At 45.2% G+C, this 16,258-nt stretch carries 4 protein-coding genes (1 of these 4 running past the window's edge); 3 read left to right on the top strand and 1 reads right to left on the bottom strand.

Annotated features, from left to right (window positions below; genetic code table 11):
• Window positions 1–128: 128 nt before the first annotated feature.
• Window positions 129–833, bottom strand: a complete 705-nt coding sequence (locus AC3CID_RS09255) for a class I SAM-dependent methyltransferase (RefSeq protein ID WP_488526440.1) — start codon at window positions 831–833, stop codon at window positions 129–131.
• A gap of 442 nt (window positions 834–1,275) precedes the next feature.
• On the opposite strand from AC3CID_RS09255, the gene speA reads away from it, so the two are divergent.
• From speA to AC3CID_RS09240, 3 genes are all read left to right on the top strand, one after another.
• A complete protein-coding gene (gene speA / locus AC3CID_RS09250) occupies window positions 1,276–3,165 on the top strand; it encodes an arginine decarboxylase (RefSeq protein ID WP_488527288.1) in 1,890 nt (629 codons plus the stop codon).
• A complete protein-coding gene (speB, locus tag AC3CID_RS09245) occupies window positions 3,165–4,091 on the top strand; it encodes an agmatinase (protein ID WP_488526439.1) in 927 nt (308 codons plus the stop codon). Before speA ends, speB begins: the two co-directional genes overlap by 1 nt.
• 675 nt (window positions 4,092–4,766) lie before the next feature.
• Window positions 4,767–16,258, top strand: the 5' portion of a protein-coding gene (locus AC3CID_RS09240) for a retention module-containing protein (protein WP_488526438.1). 16,270 nt of this gene lie beyond the right edge of the window; 11,492 of the gene's 27,762 nt are visible here — the first part of the coding sequence; the start codon lies at window positions 4,767–4,769; its stop codon lies beyond the right edge, outside the window.

Below are 16,258 nucleotides of genomic sequence, written 5' to 3'. Positions count from 1 at the left end.
AGTTGCACGTTGTTTGTTCGAAGGGAAATTGAGGAAAAGTGACTTAGACGCTGGGTGATAATAGCTATCGTAAGAAGATAAGAAGCGCCTTTGAGGGAATCAAAGGCACTAAGTTAAGCGTTTAATGACTACGCAGGGGCTTTCTCGCAACGGATAAAGATAAAGTTAACGTTTTTTGACAGTCGCTCGTATGTCGCTTCAGAAATTTCTTTAGCTTTCTCATCGATAGTGCCTTCCGTGATTTTTGAAATCAGCAAGCCTGATTGAGTAACCGCTTGGCAAAGTTCGGTTAAAGAACGGCGGTAGAAGCTCACTTGAACGGGTGTACCTACCGTGTTCCACTCTTCTTGAATGAATTCACGTTCGTAGTAATTGCCAGAAATCGTACATTCAAAGTCAGCAAAAGGGTGGTGTGTTGAAAAGACAATGTAACCACCTGGCTTAAGGACCCGATGAATATCATCAAAGACGGGTTTTAGATCTTCAATGTAGTGTAAGACTAGCGGACACACGATGACATCGGCACTGTTGTCTTTTTCATTCGGCAGACCAAGGGCAGCATCTTGAGCATAAGCGGAAACATTTTTGATTTGTTTTCCGTTCACTAAGTCGACCATATCCTGAGAGAGATCGGTACACGTCACTTTATTTACGCCTTGGTCAATAAACCATTGCGCGTAAATGCCAGAGCCACAACCTAGGTCGACAATATCCATGCCTTTTACATCATCGAGCAAAGCTATCGTTGATGGACGCTCAAGTAAGGCATTGTAAATATTATCGCGGGCAGCCGAGTCGTATTGCTTAGCGTAGGTGGTGTACATTTCAGACATGATTTAGCACTCATCAATAGGCATGGAATAACAGGATACAAGCTATGTCGGTGATAGCGAGAGTTGTGGTAGAGAAGTGGTTATATTTGGCACAACCCTGACTTAACTTGACCAGAATAGCCAAGGATTTTATGTGTCTTTGGTATTTTATTCACCTGCTTTTTTGTTAGAAAGTGCTTTAAATCTCATGCGCTTCAGCCTGTTTTTTGGCCTAAAACCTTGTAATTCCTTACCTGTCACTTTAAGTCGGATCGTCGATAAAAAAGCGTAATCGTAACCACAAATATCAATGGTTGGACTCACTCTTAATAATATCGGTTAATGCAGCCAACAAATCGTTTTTGAACGTTTTTTGTTGGGTTATACCTCGCTATTCCAATGAGGTATCTTCTGTCGATGGCCCTATAGTGTGAGGTCTCTAGAATTGGAAAATTCGGTTAATTTGGAACGCATCCGTGCTGAGTATAATGTAAAGCACTGGAGCCAAGGTTTTTATGGAATTGATGATAACGGCGAGGTGTATGTTTCACCGAGCGAAACCGATCATCAAGTTCCGCTTAGTCAGATCGTAAAACAGTTAGAGCAGCGAAATATTGGTTTGCCTGCTCTTGTGCGTTTTCCTCAAATAGTGCATCAACGTGTGCACAATATCTGTAACGCATTTAACCAAGCGATCGACGAATATCAGTACGACAACCGTTACCTGCTTGTTTACCCGATTAAGGTGAACCAGCAGAAAGAAGTGGTTGATGAGATCTTAGCGAGCCAAGCTCAATTAGAGCAGAAGCAATTGGGCCTAGAAGCGGGTAGCAAGCCTGAACTATTAGCGGTATTGGCGCTGGCTCAAAAAGCGAGCTCGGTGATCGTGTGTAACGGTTACAAAGACAGAGAATACATCCGTCTTGCGTTGATTGGCGAAAAGCTGGGTCATAAAGTATTTATCGTTCTAGAGAAGCTGTCAGAGCTTGATCTTGTTCTTTCTGAAGCGAAAGCGCTTGGCGTGAAACCTCGTTTAGGTTTGCGTATTCGTCTTGCTTCTCAAGGCGCTGGTAAATGGCAAGCAAGTGGTGGTGAGAAGTCGAAGTTCGGTTTGTCTGCATCACAAGTACTTACCGTTATTGAACGTTTAAAAGCAGAAGACCAACTCGATGTTCTAGAGTTAGTGCATTTCCATCTTGGCTCACAAATGGCCAATATTCGTGATGTACGAAATGGCGTGAGCGAAGCGGCGCGTTTCTACTGTGAACTGCGCGATATCGGTGCTCAATTGAAGTACCTCGATGTCGGTGGCGGCTTGGCGGTGGATTACGATGGCACACGCAGCCAGTCGTCAAACTCAATGAACTACGGCTTGCTTGAGTACGCTCGTAACATCGTGATGACAGTAGGGGATATTTGTAAACTCTACAATCAGCCACAACCTGTGATTATTTCTGAATCTGGTCGTTCGTTGACTGCGCATCATGCCGTGCTTGTGACCAACGTGATTGGCACAGAAAGCTATTCTCCGGAAGATATGGCGGCACCTGAAGCTGACGCACCAATGTTGCTAAACAACATGTGGAAGAACTTCTTAGAGCTAGATGCGGGCAATGATGACCGAGCGTTGATTGAGATCTACAACGACACGCAGAGCGATATCGCAGAGGCGCACAACCAATTTGCGACAGGTATGCTGAATCTGCAGCACCGTGCTTGGGCAGAGCAGATGTCTTTGCGTATTAACTACGAACTTAGCTCTCGTATGAGTACTAAGAACCGCTACCACCGTCCTATTTTGGACGAGTTGAGCGAGCGTCTAGCAGATAAGTTCTTCGTGAACTTCTCTTTGTTCCAGTCATTGCCAGACGCTTGGGGTATTGATCAGGTTTTCCCTGTATTGCCATTGAGTGGTTTAGACAATGCGGATGAGCGTCGTGCTGTGGTGTTGGACATCACTTGTGACTCCGACGGTACGATTGACCAGTATGTTGATGGCCAAGGCATTGAAACAACATTGCCAGTGCCAGCGTGGAACCCAGATGAACCATACCTGATGGGCTTTTTCTTAGTTGGCGCATACCAAGAAATCTTGGGCGATATGCACAATCTATTTGGTGATACCCACAGCGTAGTGGTGAATGTTGATGAAAGTGGTCAAGCGAATATCGACTACATCAACGAAGGCGATACGGTTGAAGACATGATGCGTTATGTTCACATTGATACAGATCTGATTCGCCAGAACTACAAAGATTTGGTCACGACGAAAGTACCTGCGCAAGAGCAACAAAGTGTACTTGAAGAGTTAGAGCAAGGCTTGATGGGTTACACCTATCTTGAGGATTTTTAATGAACGATCTATTTACCAAACCAGATTACTCGCTGTACTCTAATGCGATGACGTTTATGCGTCGCCCATTGGTACAGAATCCAATCGATAACGATGCTGATATTGTTGTGTTGGGCGCACCGTTAGATATGGCGACCTCGGGTCGTCCGGGCGCGCGTATGGGACCGGATGCGATTCGTCGTGCGTCGGTAAACTTGGCGTGGGAAGGCAAAAAGTTTCCTTGGGACTTCAATGTATTCGAACATACCTCGGTGATTGATGCGGGCGATCTTGTGTTTGATTGCGGTGATGCTGAAGACTTAACTCAGCGTTTAGAAGCAGCCGCTGATGCGATTCTAAACAGCGGTAAAACATTGTTAGGTTTAGGTGGCGATCACTTCATTACATTGCCTTTGCTAAGAGCATACGGCAAGAAGTACGGTGAGATGGCGCTGATTCACTTCGACGCGCACACTGACACATACAGTCAGGGCAGTCGTTACGATCACGGTACCATGTTCTACCATGCGCCTAATGAAGGTTTAATCTCGCCAGAACACTCGGTGCAGATCGGCATTCGTACCGAGTATAAACAGGAAGGTCACGGCTTTAATGTCATTAATGCGATGCAAGCGAATGACATGAGCGTGGGCGAGATCATTGCTCAAGTGAAAGGTATTGTTGGTGATAAGCCTGTTTACCTAACGTTTGATATCGACTGTCTCGATCCTGCTTTTGCTCCGGGTACGGGCACACCAGTATGCGGCGGTTTGAATTCAGATAAAGTGCTGAAAATCATCCGTGGCCTACAAGGCATCAACATGGTTGGTATGGACGTTGTAGAAGTTTCTCCAGCGTATGACCAAAGCGAGATTACAGCATTGGCTGGTGCGACGATTGCGCTTGAGCTACTTTATGTTTGGACAGCGAATAACCTAACAAAATGACAACGGTGGTTAACAGTATTAGTTAGCTAACCGAACGTATCACCTATTTATTTAAAGCCCACCAGGTTTAACTTGGTGGGCTTTTGTGTTTTGTCGAGCAGCAAAAAATTCTACTCTTGCATCTCAGTAAGTAGTCTTTTCTTGACTGTGAACTAACATGCTAAAAGGTTCGTATTCTACGGCCTATCTCATGGTTTGTGAGTAAAAAACCATCACATTGATTATTATAGGTGTCTCAAAGATGGGACTTGCCTCTGCTTTACTAAGGATGCAGAGCTCACCTCAATTAATGCCCTGTATTCGCTAATGATTTATCAACTTTATTGCTGTATATATTTATAAAATGAAGAGGTGTATTTATATTGTGAGCTCATTTGCATATTAATCAGCATCCTACTAACTTTTAACTAGTGTTTTCAAGCCTTGAAAGAATACTTGGATTTGCGAAAAGATGTCTCTTCGCACAGACATGGCATTTTTTATGGGGAAGACTAGGCTTAAGGGTAAGTAAAATATAATAAAACAGGCGAAATACACTCTTTTTTCGGTGGTTTAGACATAAAAGTGGATTACCACGGATAAGAGTTAAGTATGAGTTGAATTAAAGCCTGAAATTGCTATTACAGATAATTTTCACAGCGCTTGAGAAGAGTGCTTTGTGACAACGGGGGATGTATGGATATTGAGGTTTCGCGCCAGGCTGCAGTAGTTGAAGCTGTGAGTGGAGATGTCGTCGTAGTTAAGCCTGACGGTAGCGCAAGAAAGATTTCAGTTGGTGATATCATCCGTGAGAATGAGATCGTTATTACCTCGAATGGATCTGAAGTTGTATTAGGCGTTCAGAATGATTCGATTCCGGTTGGAGAGAATTGTGTAGGCTGTGTTGACGAAAATTCTGCGTGGGCAGAAGCGCCAATTGCCGGTGAGGTTAATTTCGATTCAGAGCAAACGGACGCCGGAACCTTTAGCGACGATGATCTTGCTGCTATCCAAGACGCAATTTTAGGTGGTGCCGATCCAACTCAAATCTTAGAGGCAACGGCTGCTGGTGGCGGTCTGGGTTCTGCAAATGCGGGCTTCGTAACCATCGATTACAACTATACGCAAACTCAACCGACAACTTTCTTTGAAACCTCCGGGCTAGACGACGAAGTTATAGAAGAACCTCGAGAAGAGTTCCGATCGATAACCCGTTCTTCTGGTGGTCAATCAATCAGTGAAGTGCTCACTGAAGGTTCCATTTCTGATAATACCTATCCCCAATCTATTACATCTACAGAGACGATAATTGCTGGCAGCTTAGCGCTCGCATCTAATTCTTTTGTTCCAGAAGCTTCATCCCTTGCTTCACTGCTTAGTGAGCTAAATAGCGACATTACCTCAAGCGGTCAACCTGTCACGTTTACTTATGATTTGGCATCAAATTCTATCGTTGGTGTTCAAGGTACTGACGAAGTATTACGCATCGACATTGATGCCGTCAGTGTTGGCAATAACATTGAGCTTTCTCTAACCATAACGATTTCTCAGCCGATTGATCACGTACCGTCTGTTGGCGGTGGTCAGGTTTCCTACACTGGCGATCAAATAGATATTACCTTTGATATTCAAGGCGTAGATACTGCTGGAAATCCGCTAGCAACACCCGTCAACGCACAGGTTTCAGTGTTTGACGGGATAGATCCGTCTGTTGAAAGTGTCAATATCACTAACGTTGAAACTAGCAGCTCGACAATCGAAGGGACGTTCTCAAATATTGGTAGTGATATCCTTCAATCAGCCGTATTTGATGCAAGCGCACTCGACCAGTTTGATGGGTTGCTCAGTGACAATCAAAACACGCTTGCGAGACTGTCTGACGATGGAACAACGATTACTCTGTCCATCCAAGGCCGAGGTGAGGTTGTTCTCACTATCTCGCTTGATACTGATGGTACCTATAAATTCGAGCAATCTAATCCGATAGAACAAGTAGGTACCGATTCACTGACGTTCGCTTTGCCGATCACTATTACTGATTTTGACCAAGATGTTGTAACCAATACTATCAACATTGCTATTACTGATGGTGATAGCCCTGTTATCATTAATGTTGACAGTATTGATGTTGATGAAGCAGGCATTGTTGGCGGCTCACAAGAGGGCACAGCGCCAGTGTCTGGTAGCGGCAGTATTACCGCGGATATTTTTGAAAGTGACATCATTGACCATTATGAACTCGAACCGGCAGAATTTAATACTGGTGGCAGCTTGGTTTCAAATGGCGAGGCTGTGCTGCTTGAGTTGATTAGTGAGACCAATGGTGTAAGAACTTACGAAGGTTATGTTGAGGTCAATGGTTCTAGAATTACGGTCTTTGACGTTAAAGTGGATAGCCCTTCATTGGGGAGCTACGAATTTAATCTGTATGAAGACCTTTCACATCAAGGTGCTGAAGATGCGTTATTAACTTTTGCTCTGCCAATTTATGCGGTGGATGCGGATGGTGACCGCTCTGCACTGTCTGGAGGTTCGAACATACCAGAAGCTGCTGAGATCCTCGTCAATGTCACAGATGATGTTGTTGAGTTAATTTATAAGGTTGAATCAGTCACCGAGCCGACCTTAGCGGGCGATACCGTTGTTTCGTACAACCTATTCAACTTCGAAGGCGCCGATAGTTCGACAATTCAATCGTTCAACTACGACGGTGTTGATTACCTATTAGATCAAAGTTTATTGCCTGATGCTGATCAAACCTTCAGTTTTACGGAGGGTGTGGTCACTATCTCACTGAATGGTGATTTCAGTTTTGAAGTCGCTCGTGATATCGACCATTCAAGCAGCGAAACTATCGTCAAACAGTTTTCATTTTTAGCTGAAGATGGTGATGGCGATACTGATACTTCGACGCTTGAGCTAAGTATTACCGATGGTCAAGATCCGATCATTGACCTGATCCCGCCGGTTACTCTATCTGAAACAAATCTTGCTGACGGTTCTGCGCCAAGCGGAAGTACAGTGAGCGCGACTGAAACGATTACCTTTACCGCAGGCAGTGATGATGTGGCGAGTTTCCGTATTGAACCAACCGAGTTCAATGTGGGCGGTGCACTAAAATCGAATGGTTTTGAGGTCGAGATAAAAGAAGACTCTGCTAATCCGGGAACTTATATCGGTTTTATTACCGATGGTTCGAATACTGAAGTTCCGGTATTCACCATTGCCTTCTCAACCACCACACTTGGTGAATACACCTTTACTTTAATTGAAGCTATAGACCATGCGGATGGTTTAGATAACAACTATCTGAGCTTCGATCTGCCTGTTTACGCTGTTGATAGCGATGGTGATGATTCACTGGTGTCTCAGCTTAACGTCACGATTGGTGATGATGTCCAAATTATGCAAGACGGGACGTTAGATATTGTTGAGCCAAATCTGGCTGATGGAACAATCACAACCAATACCATTGATGTGATGCCAAATCAGAGTGCCGATGGCGCGACGATCACTCAGTTTACTTATGACGGCGTCGTAAACACACTCGATCAAAGTATTTCAGGCGAACAGCAGTTTAGCTTCACGGAAGGTGAATTGTTTATCACCCTTGAAGGTGAAGTGCGCTTTGAACCTAATCGCGATCTAGACCATTCCGTTAGCGAAGACATCGTGAAGTCGATTGTCGTTACCTCAAGCGATTTCGATAACGATTCTCTGACTTCAACCGTTACGTTAACCATTACTGATGGTGATATTCCAACCATCGATGCGGTGCCAAGCGTTACGCTCTCAGAAACAAACTTGGTTGATGGTTCTGCGCCAAGCGCCGGTGCAGTCAGTTCAACCCAGACCATTACTTTTACCAATCAAAGTGATGATGTGGTTCGTTTCCGTATTGAGCCAACAGAGTTCAATACTAACGATGATCTTAAATCGAACGATCTAGCCGTTGAGTTACGTGAAGAGCCGGTAGGGTCGGGTGACTATATTGGTTTTACGACCAGTGCCACAAACATAGAAACTAAAGTATTCACATTAAGCTTTAATTCTGGGGCATTAGGCGAATACACGTTTACGCTCATCGAAGCGTTAGACCACCAAGATGCCCGTGGCAACAACGAGCTTAGCTTTGATTTACCTGTTTATGCGGTAGACAGTGATGGTGATGATTCATTGATGTCTCCGTTAAACGTCACCATCGGCGATGATGTTCAAATCATGCAAGACGGTACGTTAGATATCGTTGAACCAAATCTTGCTGATGGCACGGTAACAACTAGCATTTTCGATGTGATGCCAGCTCAAAGTGCCGATGGCGCGACGATCAATCAGTTCACTTATGATGGCCAACTTCGAACGCTTGACCAAAATGACAATGGTGAGCAGCAGTTTAGCTTCACGGAAGGCGAACTGTTCATCACGCTTCAAGGTGAAGTGCGCTTCGAGCCGAATCGTAATCTAGACCATACGCTGAGCGAAGACATCGTGAAATCGATCGTGGTGACGTCAAGTGATTCTGATAACGATGTGCTGACTGCAACAGTAAAGCTGACCATTACCGATGGTGATATCCCAACCATTGATTCGGTGCCAAGCGTTACTCTTTCTGAAACTAATCTGAATGATGGCTCTGCGCCAAGTGGTAGCGCAGTGAGCTCCACTCAAACTATTACTTACACCACTCAAAGTGATGATGTGACCAGTTTCCGTATTGAACCGACTGAGTTCAATGTTGGTGGTGCTTTGACATCAAGTGGATTGGCCGTTGAACTGAAAGCTGACCCAACCACACCGGGCGGTTACATCGGTTTTGTGACTGATGGCTCGAACGTTGAAACCAACGTGTTTATGATTAGCTTCTCAGATACTAACTTGGGCCAATACACATTCACCTTGCTTGAAGCGTTAGACCATGCTGATGGCTTGTTGAATAATAACTTGAGCTTTGATCTTCCTGTTTACGCTGTCGATAGCGATGGTGATGATTCACTCGTGTCTCAATTAAATGTAACCATTGGTGATGATGTTCAAATTGTGCAGGGCGGTGCCTTAGATATCACTGAGCCCAACCTTGCAGATGGCACGGTGAGCACCAATACCATTGATGTGATGCCAGAGCAAAGTGCCGATGGCGCGACGATCACTCAGTTTACTTATGACGGGCAAGTTCGCACTCTGGATCAAACTGACAATGGTGAGCAGCAATTTAGCTTCACAGAAGGTGAGTTGTTCATCACTCTTCAAGGTGAAGTGCGCTTTGAGCCAAACCGTAATCTAGACCACACGCTTAGCGAAGACATCGTCAAATCGATAGTGGTGACCTCAAGCGATTCAGACAATGACGTACTGACCTCCACAGTGACGCTGACCATTACCGATGGTGATATCCCAACCATTGATGCAGTGCCAAGCGTTACGCTTTCGGAAACTAACTTAAGTGACGGCTCTGCGCCTAGCGGCAGTGCAGTAAGCCAAACTGAGACGATTACTTTCACTAATCAAAGTGATGATGTGGCGAGTTTCCGTATTGAGCCAACCGAGTTCAATGTGAGTGGAGCACTAAAATCGAACGGAGCTGCGGTCGAGATAAAAGAAGACTCTGCTAATCCGGGCACTTACATAGGCTTTATTACCAACGGTTCTAACACTGAAGTTCCAGTATTTAGCATTAGCTTCTCTACGAGTGTATTGGGTGAATACACCTTTACTCTGCTTGAAGCGTTAGATCATGTGGATGGTTTAGATAACAATGACTTGATCTTTGATCTACCCGTTTATGCGGTAGACAGCGATGGTGATGATTCACTGGTGTCTCAACTTAACGTGACCATTGGTGATGATGTCCAAATCATGCAAGACGGTACGTTAGATATCATCGAGCCAAACCTTGCAGACGGCACAATCACGACCAATACCATTGATGTGATGCCAAACCAAAGTGCCGATGGTGCGACGATCACTCAGTTTACCTATGACGGTCAGCTACGAATACTTGATCAAAATGACACTGGCGAACAGCAATTCAGCTTCACGGAAGGCGAACTGTTTATCACCCTTGAAGGTGAAGTGCGCTTTGAGCCGAACCGCGATCTAGACCACTCAGTTAATGAAGACATCGTGACGTCGATAGTAGTAACTTCAAGTGATTTTGATAACGATCCGGTGACTTCAACCGTAACGTTGACGATCATTGATGGTGATAATCCTACGATTGACGTTATTCCAAGCGTTACTCTTTCTGAAACTAATCTAAGCGATGGCTCTGCTCCAAGTGGTAGCTCGGTAAGCTCAACTCAAACCATCACTTTCACCAATCAAAGTGATGATGTGGTTCGCTTCCGCATTGAACCAACGGAATTCAACACCAACGATGCACTTAAATCGAACGGCTTAGCCGTTGAGCTGCGTGAAGATCCGATTGGGTCGGGTGACTACATTGGCTTTACGACCAGTGCGACGAATGTAGAAACCACGGTATTTACGCTGAGTTTCTCTAGCACCACCCTAGGTGAATACACCTTCACTTTACTTGAAGCGTTGGACCACCAAGCTGCTCGAGGTAACAACGACCTCAGCTTTGATCTACCTGTTTATGCGGTAGACAGTGACGGCGATGATTCACTGATGTCTCCGTTAAATGTCACTATCGGCGATGATGTTCAAATCATGCAAGATAGTAAGTTAGACATCATCGAGCCAAATCTTGCCGATGGCACTGTGACAACCACCACCATTGATGTGATGCCAAATCAAAGTGCCGATGGCGCAACTGTGACGCAATTCACTTATGATGGCCAACTTCGAACGCTTGACCAAAATGACAATGGTGAGCAGCAGTTTAGCTTCACGGAAGGTGAACTGTTCATCACTCTTCAAGGTGACGTTCGTTTCGAACCTAATCGTAATCTAGACCACACACTCAGCGAAGACATCGTGAAATCGATCGTGGTGACGTCTAGTGACTCCGATAACGATGTGCTGACCTCAACGGTCACGTTGACCATTACCGATGGTGATATCCCGACCATTGATAATGTTCCAACTGTGAACTTGTCAGAAACGAATCTGAGTGACGGCTCTGCGCCAAGTGGCAGCACGGTTAGTTCAACTCAAACCATTACCTTTACCAATCAAAGTGATGATGTAACAAGTTTCCGTATTGAACCGACTGAGTTCAACGTCGGTGGTGCTTTGACATCAAACGGTCTGGCAGTCGAATTGAAAGCCGACCCAACCACACCGGGCGGCTACATCGGTTATGTTACGGATGGTTCGAACGTTGAAACCAACGTGTTCACGATTAGTTTTTCGGATACCAATTTAGGTCAATACACCTTCACTTTACTTGAAGCATTAGACCATGCGGATGGCCTTGCAAATAACGATCTGAGCTTTGATCTGCCGGTTTATGCGGTTGACAGCGATGGTGATGATTCACTGGTGTCTCAGCTTAACGTAACCATCGGTGATGATGTTCAAATCATGCAAGATGGTACGTTTGATATCACTGAGCCAAACCTTGCTGATGGCACTGTTTCAACTAATACCATCGATGTGATGCCTGAGCAAAGCGCTGACGGCGCGACGATCACTCAGTTTACTTACGACGGTGGGACGGCAATAACACTCGACCAAAACGACAATGGTGAGCAGCAATTTAGCTTCACAGAAGGTGAGTTGTTCATCACTCTTGAAGGTGAAGTACGCTTTGAACCCAATCGTAATTTAGACCACACGGCTAGCGAAGACATCGTGAAGTCGATTGTGGTGACCTCAAGCGATTCAGACAATGACGTACTGACTTCAATTGTTACTCTCACCATTACCGATGGTGATATTCCAACGATTGATGCAGTGCCAAGTGTTACGCTTTCGGAATCTAATTTAGCAGACGGTTCTGCTCCAAGCGGCAGTGTAGTCAGTCAGACTGAGACGATTACCTTTACGAATCAAAGTGATGATGTGACCAGCTTCCGTATTGAACCTACTGAGTTCAATGTGGGTGGAGCACTGAAATCGAATGGATTTGCGGTCGAGATAAAAGAAGACTCTGCTAATCCGGGAACTTATATCGGTTTTATTACCGATGGTTCGAATACTGAAATCCCAGTGTTCACCATTAGTTTCTCGGTAACCACACTTGGTGAATACACCTTTACTTTACTTGAAGCGTTAGATCATGTGGATGGTTTAGATAACAACGATCTGAGCTTCGATCTGCCTGTTTATGCGGTTGATACGGACGGCGACGATTCACTGGTATCCCAGCTTAATGTGACCATCGGTGATGATGTTCAGATCATGCAAGACGGTACGTTAGATATCACCGAGCCAAATCTGGCTGACGGAATAATCACAACCAACACCATTGATGTGATGCCAAATCAGAGTGCCGATGGCGCGACAATCACTCAGTTTACTTATGATGGTCAGCTACGAACGCTTGACCAAAATGACACTGGCGAGCAGCAATTCACCTTCACGGAAGGTGAACTGTTTATCACTCTTGAAGGTGAAGTGCGCTTTGAGCCGAACCGCGACCTAGACCACTCAGTTAGTGAAGACATCGTGAAGTCGATTGTGGTCACTTCAAATGACTTCGATAACGACTCTCTCACTTCAACTGTAACGCTGACAATCACTGATGGTGATAACCCTACGATTGACGTTATTCCTAGCGTTACGCTTTCTGAAACGAATCTGAGTGATGGATCTGCTCCAAGTGGCAGCGCGGTAAGCTCGACTCAAACCATTACTTTTACCAATCAAAGTGATGATGTGGTTCGTTTCCGTATTGAGCCAGCAGAGTTCAATACTAACGATGATCTTAAATCGAACGGTCTAGCCGTTGAGTTGCGTGAAGAGCCGGTAGGGTCGGGTGACTATATTGGTTTTACGACCAGTGCCACAAACATAGAAACTACAGTATTCACATTAAGCTTTAATTCTGGGGCATTAGGCGAATACACGTTCACGCTCATCGAAGCGTTAGACCACCAAGATGCCCGTGGCAACAACGAGCTTAGCTTTGATTTACCTGTTTATGCGGTAGACAGTGATGGTGATGATTCATTGATGTCTCCGTTAAACGTCACCATCGGCGATGATGTTCAAATCATGCAAAACGGTACGTTAGATATCGTTGAACCAAATCTTGCTGATGGTACGGTAACAACTAGCATTTTCGATGTGATGCCAGCTCAAAGTGCCGATGGCGCGACGCTCACTCAATTCACTTATGATGGTCAGCTTCGAACGCTTGACCAAAATGATAATGGTGAGCAGCAGTTTAGCTTCACGGAAGGAGAGTTGTTCATCACGCTTCAAGGTGAAGTCCGTTTTGAGCCCAATCGTAATCTAGACCACGCGCTGAACGAAGACATCGTTAAATCAATCGTGGTGACGTCTAGCGATTCCGATAACGATGTGCTGACTTCAACCGTCACGTTGACCATTACTGATGGTGATATCCCAACCATTGATTCGGTGCCAAGCGTTACTCTTTCCGAAACTAATCTGAATGATGGCTCTGCGCCAAGTGGTAGCGCAGTGAGCTCCACTCAAACTATTACTTACACCACTCAAAGTGATGATGTGACCAGTTTCCGTATTGAACCGACTGAGTTCAATGTTGGTGGTGCTTTGACATCAAGTGGATTGGCCGTTGAACTGAAAGCTGACCCAACCACACCGGGCGGTTACATCGGTTTTGTGACTGATGGCTCGAACGTTGAAACCAACGTGTTTATGATTAGCTTCTCAGATACTAACTTGGGCCAATACACATTCACCTTGCTTGAAGCGTTAGACCATGCTGATGGCTTGTTGAATAATAACTTGAGCTTTGATCTTCCTGTTTACGCTGTCGATAGCGATGGTGATGATTCACTCGTGTCTCAATTAAATGTAACCATTGGTGATGATGTTCAAATTGTGCAGGGCGGTGCCTTAGATATCACTGAGCCCAACCTTGCAGATGGCACGGTGAGCACCAATACCATTGATGTGATGCCAGAGCAAAGTGCCGATGGCGCGACGATCACTCAGTTTACTTATGACGGGCAAGTTCGCACTCTGGATCAAACTGACAATGGTGAGCAGCAATTTAGCTTCACAGAAGGTGAGTTGTTCATCACTCTTCAAGGTGAAGTGCGCTTTGAGCCAAACCGTAATCTAGACCACACGCTTAGCGAAGACATCGTCAAATCGATAGTGGTGACCTCAAGCGATTCAGACAATGACGTACTGACCTCCACAGTGACGCTGACCATTACCGATGGTGATATCCCAACCATTGATGCAGTGCCAAGCGTTACGCTTTCGGAAACTAACTTAAGTGACGGCTCTGCGCCTAGCGGCAGTGCAGTAAGCCAAACTGAGACGATTACTTTCACTAATCAAAGTGATGATGTGGCGAGTTTCCGTATTGAGCCAACCGAGTTCAATGTGGGTGGAGTACTGAAATCGAATGGCTTTTCGGTCGAGATAAAAGAAGACTCTGCTAATCCGGGCACTTACATCGGTTTTATTACCGATGGTTCGAACACTGAAATCCCAGTGTTCACCATTAGTTTCTCGGCAACAACATTAGGCGAATACACCTTTACCTTACTTGAAGCGTTAGACCATGTGGACGGTTTAGACAACAACGACCTGAGCTTTGATCTTCCTGTTTATGCGGTTGATACGGATGGCGATGATTCATTGGTGGCTCAACTGAATGTGACCATCGGTGATGATGTTCAAATCATGCAAGATGGTACGTTAGATATCATCGAGCCAAATCTTGCCGACGGCACAGTCACAACCAATACCATTGATGTGATGCCAAATCAAAGTGCCGATGGTGCGACGCTCACTCAGTTTACTTATGATGGTCAGCTACGAACGCTTGACCAAAATGACAATGGCGAACAGCAATTCAGCTTCACAGAAGGCGAATTGTTTATCACTCTTGAAGGTGAAGTGCGCTTTGAGCCGAACCGCGACCTAGACCACTCAGTTAATGAAGACATCGTGAAGTCGATTGTGGTCACTTCAAATGACTTCGATAACGACTCTCTGACTTCAACCGTAACGCTGACAATCACCGATGGTGACAACCCTACGATTGACGTTATTCCAAGCGTTACCCTTTCTGAAACTAATCTGAGTGATGGCTCTGCTCCAAGTGGCAGCGCGGTAAGCTCGACTCAAACCATCACGTTCACCAATCAAAGTGATGATGTTGAGAAATTCCGTATTGAACCAACGGAATTTAATACTAACGATGATCTTAAATCGAACGGTTTAGCCGTTGAGTTACGGGAAGATCCACAAGGTTCGGGTAATTATATTGGTTTTACGACCAGTGCGACGAATGTAGAAACCACAGTATTTACGCTGACTTTCTCTAGCACAACATTAGGTGAATATACCTTCACTTTGCTTGAGGCTTTGGATCATCAAGATGCCCGTGGCAACAATGACCTCAGTTTTGATTTACCCGTTTATGCGGTAGACAGTGACGGCGATGATTCACTGATGTCTCCGTTAAATGTCACTATCGGCGATGATGTTCAAATCATGCAAGACGGTGCGTTAGATATCGACGAGCCAACCGTCGCAGATTTGGCCGCTGGCACAGTGACAACTAACACCATTGATGTGATGCAAAATCAAAGTGCCGATGGCGCGACGATCACTCAGTTTACTTATGATGGTCAACTTCGAACGCTTGACCAAAATGATAATGGCGAGCAGCAGTTTAGCTTCACAGAAGGTGAACTGTTCATCACTCTTGAAGGTGAAGTACGCTTTGAGCCAAATCGTAATCTAGACCACAAGCTGAACGAAGACATCGTGAAATCGATTGTGGTGACGTCTAGCGATTCGGATAACGATGTGCTGACCTCAACCGTCACGCTGACCATTACCGATGGTGATATCCCAACCATTGATAATGTCCCAACTGTGACTTTGTCGGAAACCAATCTGAGTGACGGCTCTGCGCCAAGTGCCAGTGCGGTTAGCTCAACTCAAACAATTACCTTTACCAATCAAAGTGATGATGTAACAAGTTTCCGTATTGAACCAACCGAATTTAATGTTGGTGGCGCTCTCACATCAAACGGATTGGCAGTCGAGTTAAAAGCCGACCCAACCACCCCGGGCGGTTACATCGGTTATGTTACGGATGGTTCGAA

It is taken from the genome of Vibrio sp. QJM3NY_21, from assembly GCF_057785975.1.
Note: the sequence above shows the minus strand (reverse complement) of the source record. Positions and strands in the feature narration are given on the sequence as shown.

Bases quoted from the DNA above. Each gene is read 5' to 3' on its own strand.
- speB (WP_488526439.1), top strand. From the start codon at position 3,165: ATGAACGATCTATTTACCAAACCAGATTACTCGCTGTACTCTAATGCG.
- AC3CID_RS09255 (WP_488526440.1), bottom strand. From the start codon at position 833: ATGTCTGAAATGTACACCACCTACGCTAAGCAATACGACTCGGCTGCC.